This window comes from Actinoplanes sp. HUAS TT8 (genome assembly GCF_051380535.1).
In the GTDB taxonomy this organism is placed as follows: domain Bacteria; phylum Actinomycetota; class Actinomycetes; order Mycobacteriales; family Micromonosporaceae; genus Actinoplanes.
In genome coordinates this window covers 10,951,076-10,974,643 of record NZ_CP195646.1, presented here as the reverse complement: position 1 = coordinate 10,974,643, position 23,568 = coordinate 10,951,076, and the positions used below count along the sequence as shown (strand labels likewise).

Annotated in this window: 26 protein-coding genes, 1 pseudogene and 1 riboswitch; of the genes and pseudogenes, 16 read left to right on the top strand and 11 right to left on the bottom strand. The window is 70.5% G+C overall.

Going from position 1 to position 23,568, the window contains the following annotated elements; genetic code table 11:
- Positions 1-2 precede the first annotated feature (2 nt).
- A complete protein-coding gene (locus ACSHV8_RS49065) occupies positions 3-1,250 on the top strand; it encodes an ABC transporter substrate-binding protein (protein ID WP_436527352.1) in 1,248 nt (415 codons plus the stop codon).
- 93 nt (positions 1,251-1,343) lie between these two features.
- Here the strand turns inward: ACSHV8_RS49065 and ACSHV8_RS49060 are convergent, their stop codons facing one another.
- Positions 1,344-1,760: an ArsI/CadI family heavy metal resistance metalloenzyme gene (locus tag ACSHV8_RS49060; protein WP_436527351.1), complete on the bottom strand. Its 417-nt coding sequence runs from the start codon at positions 1,758-1,760 to the stop codon at positions 1,344-1,346.
- Positions 1,761-1,834: 74 nt separating this feature from the next.
- Here ACSHV8_RS49060 and ACSHV8_RS49055 point away from each other — a divergent pair, with 74 nt between their 5' ends.
- The 4 genes and pseudogenes from ACSHV8_RS49055 to ACSHV8_RS49040 all read left to right on the top strand — a co-directional run bounded on the left by ACSHV8_RS49055 (position 1,835) and on the right by ACSHV8_RS49040 (position 3,879).
- Positions 1,835-2,185, top strand: coding sequence for an ArsR/SmtB family transcription factor (locus tag ACSHV8_RS49055; protein ID WP_436527350.1), 351 nt, complete (start codon positions 1,835-1,837; stop codon positions 2,183-2,185).
- Positions 2,182-2,850: pseudogene (locus ACSHV8_RS49050) on the top strand (aquaporin); the annotation flags it as partial. The gene ACSHV8_RS49055 and the pseudogene ACSHV8_RS49050, both read left to right, overlap by 4 nt.
- A gap of 17 nt (positions 2,851-2,867) precedes the next feature.
- On the top strand, positions 2,868-3,359 hold the full coding sequence (locus ACSHV8_RS49045; RefSeq protein ID WP_436527349.1) for an N-acetyltransferase family protein: 492 nt from the start codon (positions 2,868-2,870) through the stop codon (positions 3,357-3,359).
- 97 nt (positions 3,360-3,456) lie between these two features.
- Complete coding sequence (locus ACSHV8_RS49040; protein ID WP_436527348.1) at positions 3,457-3,879, top strand: arsenate reductase ArsC; 423 nt, start codon at positions 3,457-3,459, stop codon at positions 3,877-3,879.
- Here the strand turns inward: ACSHV8_RS49040 and ACSHV8_RS49035 are convergent.
- Complete coding sequence (locus tag ACSHV8_RS49035) at positions 3,861-4,331, bottom strand: group II truncated hemoglobin (protein WP_436527347.1); 471 nt, start codon at positions 4,329-4,331, stop codon at positions 3,861-3,863. The two genes, ACSHV8_RS49040 and ACSHV8_RS49035, sit on opposite strands and share 19 nt — an antisense overlap.
- Positions 4,332-4,374: 43 nt before the next feature.
- The gene (locus ACSHV8_RS49030) at positions 4,375-4,896 is read right to left on the bottom strand and encodes a hypothetical protein (protein ID WP_436527346.1); all 522 of its coding nucleotides are present in this window, start codon (positions 4,894-4,896) and stop codon (positions 4,375-4,377) included.
- A 124-nt stretch (positions 4,897-5,020) separates the two neighbouring features.
- On the opposite strand from ACSHV8_RS49030, the gene ACSHV8_RS49025 reads away from it, so the two are divergent.
- From ACSHV8_RS49025 to ACSHV8_RS49005, 5 genes are all read left to right on the top strand, one after another.
- Entirely contained in the window at positions 5,021-6,070 is a 1,050-nt protein-coding gene (locus ACSHV8_RS49025) for a sensor histidine kinase (protein ID WP_436527345.1), read from the top strand.
- 22 nt (positions 6,071-6,092) lie between these two features.
- A complete protein-coding gene (locus tag ACSHV8_RS49020; protein ID WP_436527344.1) occupies positions 6,093-6,740 on the top strand; it encodes a response regulator in 648 nt (215 codons plus the stop codon).
- 87 nt (positions 6,741-6,827) lie between these two features.
- Entirely contained in the window at positions 6,828-9,551 is a 2,724-nt protein-coding gene (locus ACSHV8_RS49015; protein WP_436527343.1) for a putative bifunctional diguanylate cyclase/phosphodiesterase, read from the top strand.
- A 393-nt stretch (positions 9,552-9,944) separates the two neighbouring features.
- A complete protein-coding gene (locus ACSHV8_RS49010; protein ID WP_436527342.1) occupies positions 9,945-10,178 on the top strand; it encodes a hypothetical protein in 234 nt (77 codons plus the stop codon).
- Between the two features lie 130 nt (positions 10,179-10,308).
- Positions 10,309-10,746, top strand: a complete 438-nt coding sequence (locus ACSHV8_RS49005; protein WP_436527341.1) for an NUDIX hydrolase — start codon at positions 10,309-10,311, stop codon at positions 10,744-10,746.
- On the opposite strand, the gene ACSHV8_RS49000 is transcribed toward ACSHV8_RS49005, so the two are convergent.
- Genes ACSHV8_RS49000 through ACSHV8_RS48980 form a run of 5 tightly spaced genes read right to left on the bottom strand, consistent with a single transcriptional unit; the run spans position 10,743 to position 13,425 of the window.
- Entirely contained in the window at positions 10,743-11,702 is a 960-nt protein-coding gene (locus ACSHV8_RS49000; RefSeq protein ID WP_436527340.1) for a DNA polymerase domain-containing protein, read from the bottom strand. The two genes, ACSHV8_RS49005 and ACSHV8_RS49000, sit on opposite strands and share 4 nt — an antisense overlap.
- An 8-nt stretch (positions 11,703-11,710) precedes the next feature.
- Positions 11,711-12,139, bottom strand: coding sequence for a hypothetical protein (locus tag ACSHV8_RS48995; protein ID WP_436527339.1), 429 nt, complete (start codon positions 12,137-12,139; stop codon positions 11,711-11,713).
- A gap of 9 nt (positions 12,140-12,148) precedes the next feature.
- Entirely contained in the window at positions 12,149-12,514 is a 366-nt protein-coding gene (locus tag ACSHV8_RS48990; RefSeq protein ID WP_436527338.1) for a hypothetical protein, read from the bottom strand.
- A 27-nt stretch (positions 12,515-12,541) separates the two neighbouring features.
- Entirely contained in the window at positions 12,542-12,970 is a 429-nt protein-coding gene (locus tag ACSHV8_RS48985; RefSeq protein ID WP_436527337.1) for a DUF2809 domain-containing protein, read from the bottom strand.
- A gap of 20 nt (positions 12,971-12,990) precedes the next feature.
- Positions 12,991-13,425, bottom strand: coding sequence for a TIGR03618 family F420-dependent PPOX class oxidoreductase (locus ACSHV8_RS48980; protein WP_436527336.1), 435 nt, complete (start codon positions 13,423-13,425; stop codon positions 12,991-12,993).
- A 91-nt stretch (positions 13,426-13,516) separates the two neighbouring features.
- Between ACSHV8_RS48980 and ACSHV8_RS48975 the strand changes: the two genes are divergently transcribed.
- From ACSHV8_RS48975 to ACSHV8_RS48965, 3 genes are read left to right on the top strand one after another with little or no spacing between them, the layout of a single operon-like run.
- Entirely contained in the window at positions 13,517-13,666 is a 150-nt protein-coding gene (locus tag ACSHV8_RS48975) for a hypothetical protein (protein ID WP_436527335.1), read from the top strand.
- 9 nt (positions 13,667-13,675) lie between these two features.
- The gene (locus ACSHV8_RS48970; RefSeq protein ID WP_436527334.1) at positions 13,676-14,587 is read left to right on the top strand and encodes a TIGR03619 family F420-dependent LLM class oxidoreductase; all 912 of its coding nucleotides are present in this window, start codon (positions 13,676-13,678) and stop codon (positions 14,585-14,587) included.
- Between the two features lie 13 nt (positions 14,588-14,600).
- A complete protein-coding gene (locus tag ACSHV8_RS48965; RefSeq protein ID WP_436527333.1) occupies positions 14,601-15,230 on the top strand; it encodes a carbohydrate-binding protein in 630 nt (209 codons plus the stop codon).
- Here ACSHV8_RS48965 and ACSHV8_RS48960 read toward each other — a convergent pair.
- Positions 15,227-15,628 (bottom strand): Hsp20/alpha crystallin family protein, encoded by a 402-nt coding sequence (locus ACSHV8_RS48960; RefSeq protein WP_436527332.1) that lies wholly within the window; start codon positions 15,626-15,628, stop codon positions 15,227-15,229. The genes ACSHV8_RS48965 and ACSHV8_RS48960 overlap by 4 nt on opposite strands.
- Positions 15,629-15,763: 135 nt before the next feature.
- Between ACSHV8_RS48960 and dinB the strand changes: the two genes are divergently transcribed.
- Positions 15,764-16,939, top strand: coding sequence for a DNA polymerase IV (gene dinB / locus ACSHV8_RS48955; protein WP_436527331.1), 1,176 nt, complete (start codon positions 15,764-15,766; stop codon positions 16,937-16,939).
- Positions 16,940-17,342: 403 nt separating this feature from the next.
- Positions 17,343-18,095, top strand: a complete 753-nt coding sequence (cobF, locus tag ACSHV8_RS48950) for a precorrin-6A synthase (deacetylating) (protein ID WP_436527330.1) — start codon at positions 17,343-17,345, stop codon at positions 18,093-18,095.
- Positions 18,096-18,450: 355 nt separating this feature from the next.
- Here the strand turns inward: cobF and ACSHV8_RS48945 are convergent, their stop codons facing one another.
- Positions 18,451-19,290, bottom strand: coding sequence for a sigma-70 family RNA polymerase sigma factor (locus ACSHV8_RS48945; protein WP_436527329.1), 840 nt, complete (start codon positions 19,288-19,290; stop codon positions 18,451-18,453).
- Positions 19,291-19,371: 81 nt separating this feature from the next.
- Between ACSHV8_RS48945 and ACSHV8_RS48940 the strand changes: the two genes are divergently transcribed.
- Positions 19,372-19,830, top strand: coding sequence for a carboxymuconolactone decarboxylase family protein (locus ACSHV8_RS48940; protein ID WP_436527328.1), 459 nt, complete (start codon positions 19,372-19,374; stop codon positions 19,828-19,830).
- Between the two features lie 13 nt (positions 19,831-19,843).
- On the opposite strand, the gene cobN is transcribed toward ACSHV8_RS48940, so the two are convergent.
- A complete protein-coding gene (cobN, locus tag ACSHV8_RS48935) occupies positions 19,844-23,374 on the bottom strand; it encodes a cobaltochelatase subunit CobN (RefSeq protein ID WP_436527327.1) in 3,531 nt (1,176 codons plus the stop codon).
- 48 nt (positions 23,375-23,422) lie between these two features.
- Positions 23,423-23,506, bottom strand: a riboswitch (cobalamin riboswitch).
- Positions 23,507-23,568 lie beyond the last annotated feature (62 nt).

Sequence of the window (23,568 nt, the reverse complement as noted above, 5' to 3'; positions counted from 1 at the left end):
GCATGCGTATGGTGGCCGTTATCGCAGCAGCCGCGCTGCTGACCGCCTCCGCCTGCGGCTCGGGCAAAAACGACACACCGCCGCCCGCGACCGTCGAGGTGTTCACCTGGTGGGCCGAGGGCGGGGAGAAAGCCGGGCTGGACGCGCTCGTCGCCCGGTTCGACGCGGACTGCCCGGGCCAGCGCTTCGAGAACGGCGCGGTGGCCGGCGGTGCCGGGGTCAACGCCAAACAGGAACTCACCCGGCGGATGGCCCGGCACGACCCGCCGGACACGTTCCAGGCCCACGCCGGCGCCGAACTGCTCGACTACATCGACGCCGGCCAGGTCGAGGACCTGACCGCCTACTACGAGAGCTGGGGCCTGCGCGACGTCCTCCCGGCCGGCCTGATCGACGACCTCACCGTGCGCGGCAAGATCTACTCGGTGCCGGCCAACATCCACCGCGCCAACGTCGTCTGGACCAACCCGGCCGTGCTGGCCGGCGCCGGGATCACCACACCGCCCAAGGACCTGCCCGCGTTCATCGACAACCTGGCCAAACTCAAAGCGGCCGGGGTCGAGGCGCCGCTCGCCCTCGGCCGCGACTGGACCCAGCTGATGCTCCTCGAAGCAGTCCTGATCACCGACCTCGGCCCGGACAACTTCGCCGGCCTCTTCACCGGCCGCACCGACTGGCGCGGCGCCCCGGTCACCAAGGCCGTCAACGACTTCACGACCCTGCTCGGCTACGGCAACCTGGACCGCGACACCCTCGACTGGCCGCAGGCCGAACGCCTCCTCATCGACGGCAAGGCCGGCTATCAGCTGATGGGCGACTGGGCCGCCGCCGACCTGGAGGCAAAGAACTTTCCCGGGTACGGATGGTTCACGTTCCCCGGCAACGGAAACACCTTCCAATGGCTGGCCGACTCGTTCACCCTGTCCACCGGCGCCTCCAACATCACCGGCACCGAGTGCTGGCTGAAAACGGTCAGCTCGGCGACCGGCCAGCAGCTGTTCAACGAGGCCAAAGGCTCGATCCCGGCGCGTGTGGACGTGCCGTCGAGCGGCTTCTCGCCGTACCAGCAGTCGGCCATGACCGACTGGAAGTCGGCCACCCAGGTGCCGTCGTGCGCCCACGGGTCGGGCTGCTCGCAGGCCTGGCAGAGCGCGGTCAACGCGGCCCTGCGCAGCTATTCGACCAGCCCCGACCCGGCGACGCTGCAGGCCGCGCTGGCCCAGGCGGCCACCCAGTTCGTCCGCCCCTAGGACTCCGGACTCGGCGGCCACCGCGAGGGCGAGAAACGTTGAACGGGCGGGCTTGGACGCCGTACCGGAGAATGGGCTTGATCTTGAAAGGGGTCAGCCGGCGCAGCAGGCGTCGGGGGTGGGCATGGGTTTGTCGCCGACCGGGGAGTCGGCCTTGACCACGTAGACCTCCCACGGCTCGGTGCCGGGGCCGCGCACCCACACCTTGTCCTGCAGTGCGTAGCAGCACTCGGTGTCGTCCTCGGTCAGGGTGATCAGGCCGGACTCGGTCAGACGGCGGGTCGCGGCGTCGACCTGGTCGGACGTCTCGACCTCGACGCCGAGGTGATCCATCACGGTCGGGCGGCCGGGCTCGCCTTCCAGGAGGACCAGCTTGAGCGGGGGCTCGGCGATCGCGAAGTTCGCATATCCGGGGCGGCGTTTGGCCGGCTCGGTGCCGAACAGTTTGGTGTAGAACGCGACCGACGCCTCCAGGTCGGAGACCCGTAGCGCGAGCTGGACACGGGACATCTCACACCTCCACTTGTCTAGATGACTCTCTAAGCAGCTTGCGTCACTGCCTAGAGATCTGTCAACCTAGAGGGGTGTCTAAGCAAGAGAAGCCGGATTGCTGCGAGCCGACGGTCAGCGAGGCACTGTCCCCGGACGGCGCCGCCGAGCTGGCCCGCTCGTTCAAGGTGCTCGGCGACCCGGTCCGGCTGCGGGTGCTGTCGCTCATCGCGGCCCGTAAGGGCGGTGAGGTGTGCGTCTGCGACATCACCGGCGCGTTCGACCTGACCGGCCCGACGATCTCCTACCACCTGCGTCAGCTGCGCGAGGCCGGCCTGGTCGACTGCCAGCGGCGCGGCACCTGGGTCTACTACTGGATCATCCCGGCCAAGCTCGCGCTGCTCTCGCAGTTCCTCGATCCGGCCGTCGAGACGGCGAGCGCGTGAGCCTGGCCCGCCGCGCCAGTGCCGAGCTGGCCGGCACCGGACTGCTGGTCGCCGCGGTGATCGGCTCGGGTGTCGCCGCCGCCCGCCTGTCACCGCAGGACGTCGGCGTGCAGCTGCTGGAGAACGCGATCGCGACCGCCCTCGCGCTGGGTGCCCTGATCCTGACCTTCGGGCCGGTCTCCGGTGCTCACTTCAATCCGGTCGTGTCGGTCGCCGACTGGTGGTCCGGGCGCCGCGCCGGCGCCGGGCTGACCGGCCGTGACCTGGGCGCCTACGTCGCGGCGCAGACGGCCGGGGCGATCGGCGGGGCGGTCCTCGCGAATCTGATGTTCGGCCTGCCCGCGGTCTCGCGGGCGGAGACGGCGCGCGCCGGCGCGCACCTCTGGCTGGCCGAGGTGGTCGCGACGTCCGGCCTGGTCCTGCTCATCGCCGCGCTCAACCGGTCCGGCCGCGCGAGCGCCGCCCCGGCCGCGGTCGGCGCCTACATCGGTGCCGCCTACTGGTGGACGTCCTCGACCAGTTTCGCGAACCCGGCCGTCACCGTCGGCCGGATGTTCAGCGACACCTTCGCCGGTGTCGCGCCCGCGTCCGTCCCCGGATTCGTCGCCGCGCAGCTCGTCGGCGGGATGCTCGCCCTGGCCGCGGCCGTCTGGTGGTTCCCCGAGCCGGAAAGGGTCACGTCATGATCGGGATCGTCGCGATGACCGATGAGCACGCCGCTCAGGTTCTGGAGATCTACCGGCTCGGCATCGCGACCGGTAACGCCACCTTCGAGACCGAGCCACCCACCTGGGATCGGTTCACGGCCGCTCGGTTGCCCTCGTTCCGCTTCGTCGCCCTCGATAGTGGCGGGGAGGTGCTCGGCTGGACCGCTTGCAGCGCGGTCTCCGACCGCTGTGTCTATGCCGGCGTGGTCGAGCACTCCGTCTACGTTCACCCCGATCACGGCGGGAGCGGCATCGGGCGGGCCCTGCTCGGCGCGCTGATCGGTGCGACCGAGGCGGCCGGGATCTGGACCGTTCAATCCGGGATCTTCCCCGAGAACACGGCCAGCCTCGCCCTGCACGCCGCCTGCGGCTTCCGCGTCGTCGGCACCCGCGAACGTGTCGGCCGGCATCACGGCACCTGGCGAGACGTCATCCTCGTCGAGCGCCGCAGCCCCCTCATCAGCTGAAACCGACGTCGAGCACCACCCCGTCGTCAGCTGAAACCGACGTCGAGCACCACCCCATCGTCAACCGAAACTGCCGACTGACACCGGAGAAGAGATCGTGACCACCAAACCCAGCGTCCTGTTCGTCTGCGTCCACAACGCGGGCCGCTCGCAGATGGCCGCCGGCTGGCTGCGCCACCTCGCCGGCGACCGGGTGGAGGTCCGCTCGGCCGGTTCCGAACCGGCCGAGCGGATCAACCCGGTCGCGGTTCAGGCCATGGCCGAGGCCGGCGTCGACATCACCGGGGAGCAGCCCAAGCGGCTCGATCACGCCGCGGCCGAGGCCAGCGATGTCATCGTCACCATGGGCTGCGGTGACGCCTGCCCGTTCTTCCCGGGCAAGCGTTACGAGGACTGGAAGCTGGACGATCCGGCCGGGCAGGGCCTGGACGCCGTCCGCCCGATCCGCGACGCCATCCGCGTGCGGATCGAGCAGCTGCTCACCGAGCTGGGCATCACGGATCAGTCGCCCGGGCGGTAGGGCGGGGCGACGCCCCAGCCCCAGTGCGGGACCGGCGCCTGCTGGATCACGTCGGCGCCGGGGGCCGAGTTGGCCAGGGCGATGCGGGTGCCCCATTCGACGTAGCCGACGAACGCGGCCCGGAATTCCGGGTCCGCGGGCAGGCCGGCGTCGTCGGCGGCCAGGCTCATCAGCGAGGCGAACCGGAAGCGCTGCTCGGGGGTGATGCCGAGGCCGACGTGCTTGTTGACCATGCGGTGGTAGCCGCCGAGCTCGTCGGTGTAGGTGGCACGTCCGCCGAAGACCTCGATCCACCAGGCGGTGACGTGTTCCCGATGCTCGGCCGAGACCCCGCCCGGGAACAGGGATGAGATCAGGTCGTCGTGCTCGACCCGGTCGTAGAACGCGTTGATCAGGCGTTCGAACGCGGCGTCGCCGCCCGCCCAGGTGTGAAGACTCGGAATCTCGGACACCTGTAACACTGTAATCATCACGGGCCGTGATCGCTGTCCCGTGTCAGGACGCCAGGGCGCTCCAGAACGGAACGGTCGGGCGGACCCGTCGGGCGGCCGGGTCACCCAGGCCGAACTCGCGGTTCAGCCAGTCCGGGATGTCGACGCCGTAGCAGAGCACATCGGTCTGGTAGATCGAGAGCACCGGATGCCCCGGGATGGCCGCCGGCAGATAGCGGTGGGCGTAGAGCGGAATCATCCGGGGCGCGATCATCAGCCCGGCGCGGGCCGTCGCGACCCGGTCCCCGTACGGGGCGCCCCACCCCTCGTACCAGAAATCGTTCTCGGCCACGTCGAAGAGGACGCCCTCGACCGGCGCGGTCAGGGCCGAGCGCAGCGCGGAGCGGTCACGACCGCGCCAATCGGGCCAGCCGATGCCGGTGGGCAGGCCTGCCGCGAGGAATTCGCGGTGGTCGGGCGCGAACGTGAAGCCGAACTCGGCCTCCACGTCGGTGAGTTCGGAATCGGTCAGGCCGGGCGCGATCGGGAAGCGGCCGGAGGCGGCGAGCAGTTCCGCGGCGGTCACTCGATTACCTTAACCAGAGGGACCGCATACATCGAACGGTGTAGCTCGTACGCGGGAGGAGTCCATGCGGGTGACAGCGGCTGGACGACGCGGCGGGCCCGGTCCGGACCCTAGCGTCCTGAGCATGAACTTCATCTATATCGGAGCCGCCGCGACCCTCCTCGGGGTGCCCGCCGGCCTCGCCATGACCGGCGGCAACGCCCAGACTGTGATGACCGTCTCACTGGCCGTGTTCCTGGCCGGGCTGGTCTTCGCGGCCCGCCGTTGGCCGCGTTCCGTGCTGATCCTCTCGGTGCTGACGATCGCCGCCTGGCGGCCGGCTCACCTGATCGAGGCCGGCTGGGTCTGGCCGGCCACCGCCGCCCTGATCCTCACCGTCCTGGCCGGTCACGTGCGCACCGCGGTGATCACCGGTGCGGCCGCGATGACCTGGGGGCTGCTCTGGGACTACGGGGCGACCCAGCGCTCCTCGGACTGGGTGTTCGCGCACTGGTGCGGCGAGGCGCTGTGGGTCGGCGCGGTGCTGGCCGCGGCGATCACCTGGCGCAACAACGCCCGCTGGCAGGAGCTGGAGCTCGGGCGCAGGCGGGCCGAGGAGCGGGTGGAGATCGCCCGTGACCTGCACGACGTCGTCTCGCACACGCTCGCCGTGGTCGGCGTCCATCTGAACGTGGCCCTGGACGCGTTCGACGACGACCCGGAGGAGGCCCGCGCCTCGCTGCGACTGGCCCAGCAGGTCCGCGGGCAGGCCATGACCGACCTGAAGTCGCTCGTCGGCGTGCTGCGTGAGGGCGAGGTGCCGAGTCTGGCCAGCCTGGAACGGCTGGCCGATCAGGTGCGGGCGGCCGGGCTTCCGGTGACCGTGAACGAGTTCGGCGACCCGGTCGAGGTGCCGGCGCCGGTGGCCACCGCGGTCTACCGGGTCGTGCAGGAGGCGCTGACCAACGCGGTCCGGCACGCCGGGGCGACCCAGGTGACGGTCACCCTCCGTTACGCCCCGGACGAGGTGCTGGTCGACGTGCGGGACGACGGGCCGGGGTCGGAGGCGGTCCCGGACGGGCACGGGATCGCCGGGATGCGCGAGCGGGTGGCGGCGCTGGGCGGGGCTCTGACCGCCGGGCCGGACGAGCGGGGCTTCGTCGTACGCGCAAGCCTGCCTTTGATCAGATCGTGAACGACGACCTCAGGGACCGGACATGCCCATCACCGTGCTCCTCGCCGACGACCAGCAACTGGTCCGCGCCGGTTTCCGCAGTCTTCTGCGCCGGGCCAAGGACATCGAGGTCGTCGGCGAGGCCTCGACCGGCGACGAGGCGGTCCGCACGGCCCGCGCGCTGCGCCCGGACGTCATCCTGATGGACATCCGGATGCCGGGACTGGACGGCATCGCCGCCACCAGGGCGATCCTGGCCGAGGATCCCACGCCCCGGATCGTCATCCTGACGACGTTCGAGACCGACGAGTACGTCTTCGCCGCCCTGGCCGCCGGGGCCAGCGGCTTCCTGACCAAGGAGATCGACCCGGACGGCCTGCGCACGGCGGTCCGGGTGGTGGCCGGCGGCGACGCCCTGCTGTCACCGAGCGTGACCCGCCGGGTGGTCGGCCAGTTCACCCACCGGCCGGTCCCGTCGACCGGCACGAGCGATCGCCTGTCGGTTCTCACCGAGCGTGAGCGCGAGGTCGTCGAGCTGGTCGCCCGCGGCCTCTCCAACGACGAGATCGCGTCACGCCTGGTGATCAGCCCGCTGACCGCGAAGACCCACATCACCCGTGCGATCGGCAAGCTGGGCGTCCGCGACCGGGTCCAGCTGGTGATCGTCGCGTACGAGGACGGCCTGGTGTAACCGCATTGCACCCGCCCGCTTCCTAATACCGGAACCCCGCAGCCCGATGCTCCCGGTTGATCACATTTTGAGGGCGGAGGCGTCGAGATGAACATCGACAACGCGGAGGGACCGGTGGACATCCGCCACTGGCTCCGGGTCTGCATCGCCGTCGCGTCCGTCCTCACCGTTCTCGCCGTGCTGATCGGCGCCGAAGTAGGCGGTCCCGACGTGGCCAACGACATATCCACCTGGGCTCTGACGATCCTCCCGCTCGCGGCGGCGGTCACCTGTCTGGTGCGCAGCCGCCGCTACACCGGCCGGCACCGCTGGGGCTGGGCGGTCCTCGGGGCCGGGGTGCTGAGCTGGGGCCTGGGCCAGGCGTACACGCTGGCCCAGACCTTCCCGCACGGCGGTGACCTGCCGGTCCCGTCCCTGGCCGACGCCGGCTACCTGGGCATGATCCTGCTCGTCCCGGTCGGTCTGCTGATCCTGCCGAGCGCCTCGCAGCCGCTGGCCAACCGGGCCCGCAGCATCCTCGACGGGCTGCTCGTGGCCACCTCGCTGGTGCTGGTCAGCTGGGTGTTCGTGGTCGACCCGCAGTACGGGCCGGGCGACACCGGGCTGGCGTTCTACATGAAGCTGATCTACCCGCTGGGCGACATCGTGATCGCCACGATGATCGGTTACATGCTGCCGCAGCGGCGGGCCCGGTTCCGCTGCTCGGCCGACCTGATGTTCTTCGGGCTCGGCGTGATCGGCTTCGCGTTCTCCGACATCGGTTACGCCTACCTCGGCATGATCGACGACTACCGGTCCGGCATGATCGTCGACCTGGGCTGGATGTTCGGCTTCGCGCTGGTCATCGTCGGGGCCGCCCGCCCCAAGGACGCCGAACCGCTGAAGAGCGAATTCAGCAGCCGGATGCAGATGAGCGGGGTGATGCTGCCCTACATCGCGGTCGGGGCGGCGCTCTTCGCCAGCGTCCTGTTCCACATCGCCACCGGGCACAGCAGCCCGTTCGTCGCGTACAGCCGATCGGTGTTGATCCTGCTTCTGATCGGCCGCCAGGTGCTGACGCTGCTGGAGAACCGCGACCTGACCCGTGGCCTGGAAGCCCGGGTCGAGGAGCGGACCGCCGAGCTCTACGCCCGTGAGCAGCAGTTCCACGCACTGATCCGGCACAGCTCGGACGTCGTCACGGTGCTCGACGCGGGCGGCACGGTGACGTTCCAGAGCGAATCCATGCAGCGCGTGTTCGGCTACCGGCCCGAACTGTTCCTGGGCCGGCACTACACCGAGGTGCTCGCCCCCGAGGTCGCCATCCGGCTCTCCCAGGCGATGCGGCAGGTCGCGGTCCGGCCGTACTCCTCGGTCACCCTGGAGATCATCCACACGCACCAGGACGGCCGGAAGCGCCCGTCCGAGATGATCGTCACCAACCTGGTCGACGACCCGCACGTGAACGGTTTCGTGCTCAACACCCGGGACATCAGCGAGCGCAAGGAGCTGCAGGAACAGCTGATCCACGAGGCGTACCACGATTCGCTGACCCAGCTAGCCAACCGCGCGCTGTTCCGCGACAAGACCGCCGCCGCGCTGGAACGGACCGACGGGCTGACCGTGCTCCACCTGGACCTGGACGGCTTCAAGCGGGTCAACGACAGCCTCGGCCACCTGGCCGGCGACCAGCTGCTGGTGCAGGTCGCGGACCGGATCAAGGGCTGCGTACGCGGCGAGGACGTGGTCGCCCGGTTCGGCGCCGACGAGTTCGCCGTGCTGATCGAGGCCGCGTCCAGCGAGGAAGCCGAATTCGTGGCCCGTCGCATCCTGGACGACCTGGAACTGCCGGTCGAGGTCGGTGCCCGCAACATCCACGTCCGGGCCAGCATCGGCCTGGCCCAGGCGGCCCTGCTCGACGACGAGGACGAGGACCGCGCCGAGCAGCTGCTGCGCAACGCCGACCTGGCCATGCACCACGCCAAGGCGGCCGGCGGCAGCGCCTTCACCAGCTACCGCACCCAGATGCGGGACGGCCTGATCGAACGCCTCGAACTGGAGAACGACCTGCGGGCCGCCTGCGAGAACCACGACCTGCGCCTGCACTACCAGCCCACCATCGACCTGGACACCAACCAGGTGGTCGGCTTCGAAGCCCTGGTCCGCTGGCCGCACCCGACCCGCGGCATGATCAACCCACTCGACTTCATCCCGATCGCCGAGGCCACCGGCCTGATCGTGCCGCTCGGCCTGTGGGTCCTCCGGGAAGCCTGCCGCCAGGCGGTCGAGTGGAGCGAAGCGGCCGGCGGACGCCCGCTGAAGATGTCGGTGAACGTCTCGGTCCGCCAGTTCGACCAGCTCGACTTCGCCGAGACGGTCGCCGCGGTCCTGGCCGAGACCGGCATGCCGGCCGACCGGCTCTGCCTGGAAATGACCGAATCGGTGCTGATGACCGACACCGAGGCCAACCTGGAACAGCTCGTCCGCCTCAAGGCGCTCGGCCTCACCCTGGCCATCGACGACTTCGGCACCGGGTACTCGTCGCTGGCCTACCTGCGCCGCTTCCCGGTCGACACGCTGAAGATCGACCGCTCGTTCGTCGAACGCCTCGGCGTCATCGGCGACGACACCGCCCTGACCGACACCATCGTCCGCCTCGGCAAGAGCCTGGGCATGTCCACGGTCGCCGAGGGCATCGAGGAGTTCGGGCAGCTGGCGGCGTTGCGCGAGATGGGTTGCATGTTCGCCCAGGGCTACTACTTCTCCCGGCCGGTGCCGGCGGCCGAGGCCGGTCGCCTGTTCCTGGAGGGCGCCGAAGCACCCGTCGCCTGATCACTTCCGGACCGGCCGGCTCTCGCACCTGCGAGGGCCGGCCGACCCAACTTCAAGATCAAGACCGGTTTCCCGTACGGCGTCCAAGCCCGCCCGTTTCATTCCGGTCGCCATGAGCCGGGTCTGGCGCGGCCGGATCTCGCCCATCGCGCCTATGAGGTTCTGTACGACTGGCGTAGATGCCCGGGTGCCCGCGCGGATGGAACCCTTGACGCGGGTTTGCTGCATCGGTGGGTCGAGGACGCCCGCAACCAGTTGAGCACCCTCGGCCGACAGCGAGCCGGCGACAGCCAGATCGGACAGATTCTTGCCTATGCGCCTCCGGACCCTGACGGCCTCTTCCCACCGAGGCTGATACGCGAACTACTCGAAAATCTCCGCAGCGATCCTCTGATGAACGGCCTGCACACCGGCATCTACAACCAGAGAGGTGTCACCAGGCGGGGCGTCTACGACGGCGGTGACCAGGAGCGGCTGCTGGCCAAGGATTACCGGTGTCAGGCCGGCGAAGCGGCGGCCTGGCCTCGGACCAGAAAACTGCTGACCTCGCCGGCGGAGTCCTACGAGCGGGACGCGCGTGGATACGACGTGGAAGCCGAGCGCGTACGCCGCGGATTACACGGATGATCCCGATCATGCACAGTTCGGCGGTGACCACGTCTGACTTCCGATCACACCAGATCCGACCCGCTCATCGGCGGTAGCTTCCCTTACCGGCTGGTTGCATCTCCCTGTTCAGAGGCCCTATGGTCCGGCGGTGCACAGGCCCCAAAAGGTCGTCGCCTACATCGTCCGGGACGACCGGCTCGTCGTTTTCCGGCACGCCGACGACGATGCCTTCGATCAGTCCGGACTTCAGGTCCCGGCCGGAACCGTGCGGGCCGGCGAACTCGCCGATGCGGCCGTGCTCCGCGAGGCCGTCGAGGAGACCGGCTTGCACGGTCTACGGGTGGAGCGTTACCTCGGGTCGAGCGAGTTCGACATGCGCCCGTACGCCGACGCGATCCACGTCCGGCACTTCTACCACCTGTCGGTCGACTCGCCCGAGGTTCCGGCGCGCTGGTTCTCGGAGGAGCGGGGTGACGGCGACAGCCCGCCGATCCGTTTCGAGTGCTACTGGCTGCCCCTGGCCCAGGCTCACGTGCTGGCAGCCGGCCAGTCGGCGCTGATCGGGCGCCTGTTCGACCGGAGCTAGACCGCGTCGCGTTTGGCCTTGGCCCGCCGTTTTCCCTCGTGCATCGCCTGGACCCGGGCCACCGGGATGGTGTGTCCCTCGGCGATCAGCCCGGCGTCGAGTTCCTGTGCCGCGGGCATCGCCGCCGCCCACGGATCCCGGTCCCCGAGCAGGCCGGGCGCGGTGTGCACGGTGAAGTCGCCGGGCGTCACGTCGTCGAGGTCGTCCCAGTCCACCGGGAACGAGACGGGCACGCCGGGCCGGATCCGCGGGCTGTAGGCCGCCGCCACGGTGGCCCCGCCGGCCCGGGTGGCGTCCAGGAACACTTTCCCGTGCCGGTCCTCCCGGATGAACGCGGTCGTCGCCAGTTCGGGGTCGAGTTTTTCGGCGCGGGCCGCCACCGCCCGCTGGGCCGCCGCCACGTCTTCCGGCGCCGGGTCCCCGGCCAGCGGCACGAACACGTGCACGCCCTTGGACCCGCTGGTCTTCACCGCCCCGCTCATCCCGGCCCCGGCCAGCGCTTCCCGGACGAGCCGGGCGGCCCGCACGGCCGAGCCGAACCCGCCCCCTTCGGGCGGATCCAGATCCATGATCAGGTGGGTCTGCCGATGTGGTGTCTCGGCGAGGGCCAGCGCCGGGTGGAACTCGACGGCACGCTGATTGCCGAACCAGAGCAGTGTCCGCCGGTCATCGCCGAGCGCGTAGACCACCTCGCGGTGCGACGCCTCGGCCCACACCGAGGTCCGGGGCACCCAGTCCGGCGTGTATTTGGGCAGGTTCTTCTGCATGAACTGATCCTGGCCACGCAGCACCCGGATCACCGACAGCGGCCGCCCCCGGAGCACGGCCACGAGCCGGCCGGACATCACGTCGACGTAGTCGACGAGGTCCCGCTTGGTGGCCCCCGCCCCCGGGAAGAGCTCCTGATCCAAATTGGTCAGCGGAACACCGTCCCGCTCTTCCTTCTCAGCCGCCATGCCGTCCATCATCCACCGGGACAGCGCGTGTCGCCCCCGCTGAACTCGACACAGTGCGAAACTCGCGGCGTGGGCACGACCTCGGCCGGCCGGGTGATCGCCCCGGTCTCCTGCAGCCCGCGGACCGCCACCAGCCCGCCGAGCACCAGCCCGCCGAGGGCGAGCACGGCGCACACCCCGGCATACACGTTCTGCCCGCCCGAGGCGCCGATCACGGTCGCCGCCAGAGGGGCCACGACCAGCAGGAACGCGCATCCGAGCAGGAACCATCCACCGCGTACGGCATGGGCCGGAGGCACGTCGTCGAAGGTGACCAGATCCCGCATCCCGAGCAGGAACAGCAGGATCGACCCGGCCACCCACACGCCGAGCAGCCTCGACATCCGTCGCACGACCGGCGTCCGGCCCCACTCGGCAGTCTCCGGCGTCGATGTCACGCGGCCACCCTAACCTCTGCCGGCGAACCGCTCGGCGAGGTCGCGGTAACGGGCGACGGCCTGGGCGGCATCCTCCGCGGTCACGTTCAGACCGGGCGCGAGCCCGGCCCCGGGCGACATCCGGAACAGGTTGACCAGCTGATCCGCGAACTGGCGATGCTTGTCGCTGGCGAACTCCCGGCACGGCAGGCACGTCACCCGTTCCGGATGCGGCGACGTCATCACGAACGCCACCCGCTGACCACAACCGGTCTCGACCTCGGCCGGCAGGTCCGACACCAGCCCGAACGTGGACGCCAGCAGATTCCGGACGTCCTTGCCGGCCCGGACGACGTTCACCTCGACGTGCACATGGGGATCCCAGCCATCGCTCACGCCTGGCAGTTTCCCACCATAAAAAGATCAACCCCAATTTTTCCGTACGGCCGAAGCTTCTCCTTCTTGAGGAACAGGAGGCTTTCGCGTACGGCGAAGCAGCACCACGATCGCAGCCGGCACCGCGACACCGACGAGGTACCACGCCAGATCGGACGGGTCGAAACTCACGCCGAGCACCAGCCGGGCCACCACACTGCGCGCCGAAAGCTCCGCGGGCACGCCGGTGAGCTGCAGAAACTCGACCGCCCAGCAGTAACCGGCGGTGATCAGCGCCACCCATCGGACGGGCATCCGCGGCCACAGGACGATGACGCCGCAGAACACCGCCGCGGCGTACAACGCCGTACCGCTGGCCTGCTCGACCAGACCGGTGCTGAGCAGCGGGCTGCCGGTGAGGATCCGGATCCCGAACGCCAGCAGCACGCACCCGACGGCGGCGGCCAGCGCCGCCACCCGGACCCGCAGGCCGCGGATTATGGATAGACCCTGGTCGGGCGCACCAGAACCGCGGTCCGGCGCTCGGCCACCATGGCCCGGTCGTAGGCGTCCCAGTCGTCGTGGGTGCCGCCGGCCGCGGTGAAGATCTCGCGCAGCAGCCGGCGCAGGCGTTCCGGGTCGAGCCACGGCTGCGGATCGTCCGGACCGGCCAGCTCGGCGCGGCCCTCGACGGTCGCGTAGCGCCAGCCGCTGCGGAAGGCGATCGCCAGATCGGGGCGGTCCCGCAGGTTACGAAGCTTCACCGGCCCGTAGGTGACGAACGCCAGCACCGGCCCCCCGTCCCCCGGGTGGTCGATCAGACCGGTGTTGACCAGGGTGGACTGGACGGTGCGGTCGGCGCGGGCGGTGGACACGATGGCCAGGCCGGTGTCGCTCCGGCTCAGTTCCCAGGCATCGGCGAGAGTGGTCACGGCCCCAACCTACCCGGGCCTGTCGCTCGGTCGGGGTATCCATTTCCGCGCGGATCACGGGAATCATCGGTGGTCGCGAAAGGAGCGCGCGATGACCGATCCGACCACCGTCCCACCCGCGGCGACGGTCGATCCGCCGATCCGGGCGGTGACCACGCCGGTGCCGATCCGGTCGGTCCCGGCCCGGGCCTGGCCGCCCACGCCCCGGGAACCGTCGGCCGATCCGGACGACGAGCACTAGCCTGCACCCATGCTGATCAGTTTCGGTTGCCCGGTGTCGGGCGCGTGGGCGCGGCCGGAGACGCTGACGTCGATCGCGCAGCGGGCCGAGGAGCTCGGCTATCACGGGTTGTGGGCGTTCCAGCGGCTGCTCGTCGGCCGGGATCAGCACCTGGCGCCGATCTATCAGAGCGTGCTCGACCCGATCGTGGCGCTGACCTGGGCCGGTGCGGCCACGTCACGGATCCGGCTGGGCGTTTCGGTGATCAATCTGCCGTACGTCGCCCCGGCTTTTCTCGCCAAACAGGTCAGCACCCTGGACCGGCTCACCGGCGGGCGCTTCGATCTGGGGCTGGGCACCGGCTGGTCGGAGCCGGAGTTCGTGGCGACCAACGCCGACCCGAACCCGCGGGGCCGCCGGACCGAGGAGTACCTGGCCGCGCTGCGGACCCTCTTCGCCGACGAGGAGTCCGACTTCGCCGGGAAGTACTACCGGGTGCCGCCGAGCCGGATGCGACCGCGCCCGGTCCAGGCCGGTGGGCCGCCGATCCTGCTCGGCGGCACGGCCGAGATCGCGCTGCGGCGGGCCGGCCGGCTGACCGACGGCTGGGTGAGCAGCAGCCGCGCGAGCCTGGCGGACATCGAGCGCGGCGCGCGAGTGGTCCGGGAGGCGGCCGCCGAGGCCGGGAAGAACCCCGCGGAGGTACGGATCGTGGTCCGCGCCGTGGTCCAGCCGGGTGATCGGGATCCGGCGATCGCGCTGTCCGGCTCGTGGGCCGACATCCGGGCCGGCGCCCGGCGCTACGCCGAGGCGGGTGCGACCGAGCTGTTCTACGAGCCCAACTGGGATCCGCGGATCGGCGGACCGGACGCGGATCCGGAGCTCGCGGCCCGGTTGGGTACCGAGATGATCGAGGCGCTGGCTCCCGGCGGAAACGGCTGACTACCCTTGCCGGGTGGATCAGCGAACTCCGACCGTCTACCGCACCCGTAGCTGGACGAACCGTAACCGCGCATTGATCGGCGTGGGGGGCCTGGCCCTCCTGCTGGTCGGCTACGGCATCGGCCGCTGGCAGGACACGCCGTCATCGGCCGCGTCCGCTGCCGGACCGGTCGCGCCGCCCTCGTCGGCGGCGCCCTCGGTCCCGGCCGAGCCGACACCGACCACGCCCGCCCCGACCCCGGTGAAGTACCAGGTGCTGCAGGCCGAGTCGGCCAACGAGCTGGCCGGCATCCAGGCCCAGGACACCGAGGACGAGGGCGGCGGGCAGAACGTCGGCTGGATCAACCGGGGCGACCATCTGCGCTTCGACAACTTCGTCTTCGGCGACGTGCCGGCGACGAAGGCGAAGTTCCGGGTGGCGTCGGCGGCCGGGGTGTCCGGCCGGATTCAGGTCCGGCTGGACACCCCTGATGCCGATCCGGTCGGCGAGCTGTCGGTGAGCAACACCGGCGGGTGGCAGACGTGGCGCACCGACGTCGCCGCGCTGACCCCGGTGACCGGGACGCACACGGTCTACATCACGTTCACCGCGCCCGACGACAGCGAGTTCATGAACGTGAACTGGATCCAGTTCGACCACTAGGCGGTCGCGACGACCTCGATCTTGCGGGGCTTGCGCTCCTCCAGGACCGGGATGCTCAGCGTGAGCACGCCCTTGTCGTACTGCGCCTCCAGTCGGTCGGTGTCCAGCTTGTCGGAGAGCTGGACCTGACGGCTGAACGCACCCACCGGACGCTCGGCGATCACGTAGCGGACGCCCTCGCGCGCGACGCGCGTGCGCTCGGCGCGAACGGTCAGGACCTTGCCGTCGACGGTGATGTCGATGGAGGCCGGGTCGACACCGGGCAGGTCGATGTCGATGAAGAAGGTGTCGTTCTCCCGGTACGCGTCCAGGCGCGCGCCCGCGGTCCGGGTCGAGCTCTCGAAGACCCGGGCGGTCAGACGCTCGAGGTCGCGGACGGTCGGAGTGGTGAGCAACATGGGTGGTTCCTCGTTCCTTACTTGAGCGTGGGTGACTCAACTTTAGAGAACCGGGAATCTCGCTCGGCGATTCCCGGGGCCGAATGTGACCGCGCATACCCCCGACGTTCGAACATATGTACTAGGCTCGGTCGCGTGATCCTGCATGCCGACCTGGACTCGTTCTACGCGTCGGTCGAACAGCGCGACGACCCCGCGCTGCGCGGCCGGCCGATCCTGGTCGGCGGCGGCGTCGTGCTCGCGGCGTCGTACGAGGCGAAGGCCTTCGGCGTGCGCATCCCGATGAGCCTGGCCCGGGCCCGGGCGCTCTGCCCGCACGCGGTGGTCGTGCCCCCGCGGATGGGGGCCTACTCGACCGCCAGCAAAGCGGTCTTCGCGGTGTTCCGGGACACCACACCGATCGTCGAGCCGATCTCCATCGACGAGGCGTTCCTGGAGGTCGAGGGCCTGCGACGGATCAGCGGCCCACCGGAGGAGATCGCCCGCCGCCTGCGGGCCGAGGTGCGCTCCCGGGTCGGCCTGCCGATCACGGTCGGCGTCGCCCGCACCAAATTCCTGGCCAAGGTCGCCAGCGGCGTCGGCAAACCGGACGGTCTGCTCGTCGTCCCACCCGGCGCCGAGCTGGAATTCCTGCACCCCCTCCCGGTGGAAAAACTGTGGGGCGTCGGGCCCAAAACCGCGGCCCGCCTCCGGGAACGACAGATCCACACGGTCGGGCACGTCGCCCGGGTCGGCGAGGCCGCACTCGTCGCCATGCTGGGCGCGCACGCCGGGCGGCACCTGCACGCGCTCGCCCACAACCACGACCCGCGGCGGGTGACCACCGGCGCGCGACGCGGATCGATCGGGGCGCAGTGCGCGCTGGGGCGCGGGCAGCGCTCGTTCGCCGAGGTCGAAGCCGTGCTGGCCGCCCTCGTCGACCGCGTCACCCACCGGATGCGCGGGGCCCGCCGGCCCGGGCGGACCATCACGGTGCGACTCCGGTTCGACGACTTCGAGCGGGTGACCCGCTCCCGCAGCCTGCTCAAAGCCACCATGCAGACCGGCGCCATCCTGCGCACCTCCGTCGAACTGCTGCGCGAGGCCCGCCCGCTGATCGACCAGCGCGGCCTGACCCTGGTCGGCGTCGCCGTCAGCAACCTGGACGGCGACGGCGCGGTCCAGTTGGAGCTCCCGTTCGACCCACCCCGGGAGGACGGCCTGGACGCGGCCGTGGACCGGGTCCGCGACCGCTTCGGCGCCCTCTCCCTGCGCCGCGCCGACATGCTCGGCCGCGAGATGCACCCCTCCGTCCCGATCCTCCCCGATTGAGCCATCCTGCCCCTGACAAACTCCGCCTCCGTCTCCGCCGCCACCACCGCCACCGCGACCCCGTTGTCACCGCCTCCTCCACCTCCACCGCATCGTCACCGCGACCCCACTGTCACCGTCACCGCGGCCCCGCCGTCAACCCACCGCCGCCGTCACCGCCCAAGTCACCAACCGGGCGGGTGCATGCGTGCGGAGGCATGCGCCCGTCGGGCGGTCAGGCCGGTCCCGGTCTCACCCGCGCTGATGGCAACTCCCGCCCGACACCCCGGGTAGCTGCCGGGCGCCGGAACCCGCTGCGAGCGGCTCGCCCCTTCACGGGGAGGGGCGAGCCGCTCCACGCGCGCACAACCGGGAGGGGCGAGCCGCTCCACGCGCGCGGAACGGGGTGGGGCAGACTCAGTGGGTGCGGAAGATCTACGTGATCGGGATCGGTGCTGGCGACCCGGACCATCTGACCCTGCAGGCGGCCAAGGCGATCGGCCGGACCAACGTGTTCTTCCTGCTGGACAAGGGCGAGACCAAGCAGAGCCTGATCGACCTGCGGGAACGCATCATCCGGGCGTACTCGCACCCGCACAAGCGGATCATCGAGGGCCACGACCCGGACCGCGACCGCACCCCGGCCGACTACACCGGCACGATCGCCGACTGGCGCACCCGCCGCTCCCAGGTGATCGAGGACCTGATCAGCCAGAACCTCAAGGACGAGGAGACCGGCGCCTTCCTGGTCTGGGGCGATCCGTCGCTCTACGATTCCACGATCGCCATCCTGGAGGAGATCCTCGAGCGAGGATCAACGACTTTCGCGTACGAGGTCATCCCCGGCATCAGCAGCGTCTCCGCTCTCGCCGCGAAGCACCGCATCGGCCTGAACAAGGTCGGCCAGCCTTTCCAGGTCACCACCGGCCGGCGTCTCGCCGAGGGCTGGCCCGACGGCGTCGACGACGTGGTCGTCATGCTCGACGCCCACCAGACGTTCACGAAATATCCGGACGCCGACATCTTTTGGGGCGCCTACATCGGCACCGAGGACGAGCTGCTCGCCTCCGGCCGGGTCGCCGACGTAGCCGACGACATCGTCCGCACCCGAACCGAAGCCCGGGAACAGCACGGCTGGATCATGGACACCTACTTGCTCCGCCGCCCCACCGACTAGCCCAGAAACCCCAGCCCCAGCCCCAGCCAGCCAGCTGGCACTCAGTGCTGCTCCAACCCGCCCAACACAACCCTCAGCACCAGCCGAAGCCAGCCAGCTGGCACTCAGGGCTGCTCCAACCGGCCCGACACAGCCCTCAGCGCCAGCTGGAGCAAGCCGGCTGGCACTCAGGGCTGCTCCAACCGGCCCGACACAGCCCTCAGCGCCAGCTGGAGCAAGTCGGCTGGTGCTCAGGGCTGGTTCAGCCCGCCGGACACGACCCTCAGCGCCAGCTGGAGCAAGCTGGCTGGTGCTCGGGGCTGGTTCGACCGGCCTGCATGGGGTGGCCGTTGGGGGCGGCTGGTGGTGGGGGTGGTCAGTTGAGGAGGCTGATGGTGATGGAGGCGTCGGGGTTGGCGATGGCGTCGAGGGCGATGATCCGGTCGCCGGCGACCGTGAAGCAGAGCGCGATCGTCACGCCGAACGGGGTGTGGACCACAGCGCCGGGGGCGCCGTCGATGGTGGCCGGCTTCGCGCCGTGGGCCCGGCCGGCGAAGAAGCGGGCGGCCTGTTCGGCCGGCGTGCCGTCGCCGAGCTGCGCCGCGCCGTCGCCCATCCGCAGCACCACGTCCGGGTCGAGCAGGGTGAGCAGTCCTTCGAAGTCGCCGCGGCGGGCGGCGGCCAGGAACGCGTCGACGATCTCGCGCTGATGGGCGAAGTCGGCCGCGCCGGCCGGTGAGCCGCCGTGGACCCGGCGCCGGGCGCGGCTGGCCAGCTGGCGCGCGGCGGCCGGGGTGCGGTCGACGACCAGGGCGATCTCGTCGAACGAGACCGCGAACATGTCGTGCAGGACGAAGGCGAGCCGCTCGGCCGGTGTCAGCATCTCGAGCACGACCAGCAGCGCCGCCCCGACCGAGTCGGCCAGCAGTGCTTCTCGTTCCGGGTCTTCGGCGCCCGGCGGTTCGGCCACCGGCGGTTCCTCGCGGCGGGACGCCCGGGAGCGCAGCATGTCCAGGCAGACCCGGCTGACGACGGTGGTCAGCCAGGCCGGCAGGTTGTCGACGGTCTCGCCGCCGGTCCGGTTCAGCCGCAGCCAGGTTTCCTGCACCGCGTCGTCGGCTTCGGCGCCCGAGCCGAGCATCCGGTAGGCCACCGCGCGCAGCCGTCCCCGGTTGGTCTCGAACTCGGCCGCCAGCAGCTCGTCGAAGGAATCCATCGGCCCCCCTGTCACATTCTCGCGATCCGGTGCGTCACGTGCTCGACGGAGCAACACCCACGGATGTGACAGGAGAAGATCATGAGTTCACGACTCACCAACGCGGCCGGTCCGCAGGAGGACGTGGTCAAGGCGGTCAACCTGCTCTACAAGTCGGCGCACTCGGCCGGGGTGCCGGACGCCGTGCTGGAGCTGGTGCACCTGCGGACCAGCCAGATCAACGGCTGCGGCCCGTGTGTCGACGCCGGGGCGAGGAGCCTGCGCAAGGCCGGTGAGTCCGACGACCGGTTGTTCGCGGTGCCGGTCTGGCGTGAGACGCCGTACTTCACCGAGCCGGAGCGGGCCGCGCTCGCCCTCAGCGAGTACGCGACCCGGCTGGCCGACAACCCGGACCCGGTTCCGGACGCGATCTGGGACGAGGCGGCCAAGCATTTCACCGAGGATCAGCTGGCGGCGATCGTGTTGTGGATCGCCACCAGCAACTTCTTCAACCGGATCAACGTGACCACCAAGCAGCAGGCCCCGATGAACTGGGGCTGACGGGTCCCGGAAATCAGTTGTCCTCGAGATCGCCTTCGGTCTCCAGGTAGAGCTGCTGGAGTGCGGCCAGCGTCTCAGGCGTCGGGGAATCCCACAGCTTGCGGTCGGCCGCCTCCAGCAGGCGCTCGGTGATGCCGTGCAGCGCCCACGGGTTCGACTTCTTCATGAACTCCTGGTTCTCCGCGTCCAGCGCGTACGTGGTGGCCAGTTGTTCGTACATCCAGTCGGTCACGACGCCGGCGGTGGCGTCGTACCCGAACAGGTAGTCGACGGTCGCGGCCAGCTCGAACGCGCCCTTGTAGCCGTGCCGGCGCATGGCCGCGATCCAGCGCGGGTTCACCACCCGGGCGCGGAAGATCCGCGCGGTCTCCTCGGTGAGGCTGCGGGTCCGGGTGGCGTCCGGGTTGGTCGAGTCGCCGATGTACGCCGCGGGGGCCTTCCCGGTGAGCGCGCGCACCGTGGCGATCATGCCGCCGTGGTACTGGAAGTAGTCGTCGGAGTCGGCGATGTCGTGCTCGCGGGTGTCGATGTTCTTGGCGGCGACGTCGATGCGGCGGTACGCGTTCTCCATGTCCCCCCGGGCCGCCACCCCGTCCAGGTCACGGCCGTAGGCGAAGCCGCCCCAGACCGCGTAGACCTCGGCCAGGTCGGCGTCGTCCCGCCAGTTCCGGCTGTCGATCAGGGGCAGGATCCCGGCACCGTACGCCCCCGGCCGCGACCCGAAGATCCGCATGGTGGCCCGCCGCCAGTCGCCGTGCTCGCCCTGATCGCGCAGGGCGTGCTCGCGGACGTAGTTCTCCGGCTCGTCGAGCGCCGCAATCATCGTGAAGGCATCGTCGAGCAGGGCCACCACGTGCGGGAACGCGTCCCGGAAGAAGCCGGAGATGCGGACCGTCACGTCGATCCGGGGCCGGCCCAGCTCGGCGCGGGTGATCGGTTCCAGGCCGGTGACGCGACGCGAGGCCGGATCCCAGATCGGGCGGACACCGATCAGCGCCAGCACCTCGGCGATGTCGTCACCGGCGGTGCGCATCGCGCTGGTCCCCCAGGCCGAGAGGCCGACCGATTTCGGCCAGTCGCCGTAGTCCTTGCGGTAGCGGTCGAGCAGCGAGTCGGCCATCGCCTGGCCGGTCTCCCAGGCCAGGGAGCTGGGGATCGCCTTCGGGTCGACCGAGTAGAAGTTGCGGCCGGTGGGGAGCACGTTGATCAGGCCGCGGAGCGGGGAACCGCTGGGACCGGCCGGGACGTAGCCGCCGTCGAGCGCGTGGAGCACGTTGGTGAGCTCGTCGGTGGTCCGGGCGAGCCGCGGCACCACCTCGGAAGCAGCGAACGCCAGCACCCGCCGTACGTCAGAATTGTCGGTTATGTTGGGAATTTCTGTCGGCCAGCCGGCCTCTTCCATGGCGGTGACCAGCGCGCGGGCCTGCTCCTCGATCGCGTCGGTCTCGGCGGTGGACGCGTCCTCGGACAGGCCGAGCGCCTCGCGGAGACCGGGCAGGGCGGCGACCTGACCGGCCCACATCTGGCGGGCGCGGAGCATCGCGAGCACCAGATTGATCCGCGCCTCGCCCTCCGGAGCGGCGCCGAGCACGTGCAGGCCGTCGCGGATCTGCACGTCCTTGACCTCACACAGCCATCCGTCGATGTGCATGATGAAGTCGTCGAACTGCTCGTCGTCGGGCCGATTGGACAGGCCCAGGTCGTGATCCATCTTGGCCGCCTGGATCAGCGTCCAGATCTGCGCGCGGATCGCCGGGAGCTTGGCCGGGTCGAGGGTGGCGATGTTGGCGTGCTCGTCGAGGAGCTGTTCGAGGCGGGCGATGTCCCCGTACGACTCGGCGCGCGCCATCGGCGGGATCAGGTGATCGACCAGCGTGGCGTGCGCCCGGCGCTTGGCCTGCGTGCCCTCGCCCGGGTCGTTGACCAGGAACGGATAGATCAGCGGCAGGTCGCCGAGGGCCGCGTCGGTGCCGTCGGACGCGGACATGCCCACGTTCTTGCCGGGCAGCCACTCCAGGTTTCCGTGCTTGCCGACGTGCACGACCGCGTGCGCGCCGAACTCGTCGGCCACCCAGCGGTAGGCGGCCAGGTAGTGGTGGCTCGGCGGCAGGTCCGGGTCGTGGTAGATGGCGACCGGGTTGGCACCGAAACCGCGCGGCGGCTGGACCATGACGACGACGTTCTCGTCGCGGAGGGCGGCCAGCACGATGTCGTCGTTGTCGACATACAGCTCACCGGGGGGCGGGCCCCAGTGACGCTCGACGCTCTCCCGGAAGTCGGCCGGCAACGTGCTGAACCACGACTTGTAGCGGGACGCCGGAATGCGCACGGGATTTCCGGACAGCTGCTCCTCGGTGAGCCAGTCCGGGTCCTGTCCGCCGGCCGCGATCAGGGTGTGGATCAGGCCGTCGCCGTCGTACTCGGTGAAGTTTCCGGTTTTATAGCCCTTCTCGCGCATCGCGGCGAGCAGCGCGACGGTCGACGCCGGGGTGTCCAGGCCGACCGCGTTACCGATGCGCGCATGCTTGGTCGGGTAGGCCGACAGCATCAGCGCGATCTTCCGCTCAGCCGGCGGGATGTGGCGCAGACGCGCGTGAGCGGTAGCGATACCGGCGACGCGGGCGGCCCGCTCGGGATCGGCCACATAGACCGAAAGGCCGTCGGGGTCGATCTCCTTGAACGAGAACGGGACCGTGATGATCCGGCCGTCGAACTCCGGGATCGCCACCTGCGTCGCCGCGTCCAACGGGGACAGGCCGTCGTCGCTCGCCTCCCAGACCGCGCGGGAACTGGTCAGACAGAGACCCTGCAGGATCGGCACGTCCAGATCGGCCAGCACACCGACATCCCACGCCTCGTCGTCGCCGCCCGCGCTCGCCGTGGCCGGGCGGGTGCCGCCGGCCGCGAGAACGGTCACCACCAGCGCATCGGCCTTGCGGAGCTCGGCCAGCAACTCGGGCGAAGCGGTGCGCAGGGACGCCGTGAAGATCGGCAGCGGGTGGGCCCCCTTGGCCTCGATCGCCTGGCAGAGCGACTCGACGAAAGCGGTGTTGCCGGCCATGTGGTGGGCCCGGTAGTAGAGGACGGCGACGGTGGGCTTCTTCTCGGCCGGCCGGGCCTCGCGCGGCAGGATGCCCCACTGCGGACTCTCGGTCGCGGGCGCGAAACCGTTGCCGGTGAGCAGCACCGTGTCCGAGAGGAAGTCGTGCAGGGCGGCCAGGTTCTCCGCGCCGCCCTGAGCCAGGTACGTGTGCGCGTCGGCGGCGATGCCGGCCGGGACCGTCGACAGCTTCATCAAATCGGCGTCCGGCAGCATCTCGCCGCCCAGGACCAGCACCGGGACCTCGCCGCCGAGCAGCGTGTCCAGGCCCTCCTCCCAGGCCCGACGGCCGCCCAGGATGCGGACCACGACCAGCTCGACCCCGTCCAGCAGGGCCGGCAGATCGTCGACCCCGGTCCGGGCCGGGTTGCCCAGCCGCCAGGCCGAACCACTCGCCCGGGCGCTGAGCAGGTCCGTGTCGGACGTCGACAGCAGCAGAAACACGCGTGCGCTCCCCCTCGGGGTCCGCGCCCCGGGTCATCACGGCGACCGGAGTTCCTGGCTCCCGGGCTGAGCTTCGGCCGGCTCAGACCGGTGACAGTGGCGGGACCGCGTCGGACTCGCACCGGCTTCCTCCGCGGCGTCGCCGCTCGAATTCACTTGTTGCGCCACACGCTACTCGACCGTTGTGGGCGGCC

Coding starts and splice junctions, on each gene's coding strand:
- ACSHV8_RS49065 (WP_436527352.1), top strand. CDS start 3: ATGCGTATGGTGGCCGTTATCGCAGCAGCCGCGCTGCTGACCGCCTCC.
- ACSHV8_RS49060 (WP_436527351.1), bottom strand. CDS start 1,760: ATGTCCCGTGTCCAGCTCGCGCTACGGGTCTCCGACCTGGAGGCGTCG.
- ACSHV8_RS49045 (WP_436527349.1), top strand. CDS start 2,868: ATGATCGGGATCGTCGCGATGACCGATGAGCACGCCGCTCAGGTTCTG.
- ACSHV8_RS49025 (WP_436527345.1), top strand. CDS start 5,021: ATGAACTTCATCTATATCGGAGCCGCCGCGACCCTCCTCGGGGTGCCC.
- ACSHV8_RS49020 (WP_436527344.1), top strand. CDS start 6,093: ATGCCCATCACCGTGCTCCTCGCCGACGACCAGCAACTGGTCCGCGCC.
- ACSHV8_RS49015 (WP_436527343.1), top strand. CDS start 6,828: ATGAACATCGACAACGCGGAGGGACCGGTGGACATCCGCCACTGGCTC.
- ACSHV8_RS49010 (WP_436527342.1), top strand. CDS start 9,945: ATGAACGGCCTGCACACCGGCATCTACAACCAGAGAGGTGTCACCAGG.
- ACSHV8_RS49000 (WP_436527340.1), bottom strand. CDS start 11,702: ATGGCGGCTGAGAAGGAAGAGCGGGACGGTGTTCCGCTGACCAATTTG.
- ACSHV8_RS48975 (WP_436527335.1), top strand. CDS start 13,517: ATGACCGATCCGACCACCGTCCCACCCGCGGCGACGGTCGATCCGCCG.
- ACSHV8_RS48970 (WP_436527334.1), top strand. CDS start 13,676: ATGCTGATCAGTTTCGGTTGCCCGGTGTCGGGCGCGTGGGCGCGGCCG.
- ACSHV8_RS48960 (WP_436527332.1), bottom strand. CDS start 15,628: ATGTTGCTCACCACTCCGACCGTCCGCGACCTCGAGCGTCTGACCGCC.
- ACSHV8_RS48945 (WP_436527329.1), bottom strand. CDS start 19,290: ATGGATTCCTTCGACGAGCTGCTGGCGGCCGAGTTCGAGACCAACCGG.
- ACSHV8_RS48940 (WP_436527328.1), top strand. CDS start 19,372: ATGAGTTCACGACTCACCAACGCGGCCGGTCCGCAGGAGGACGTGGTC.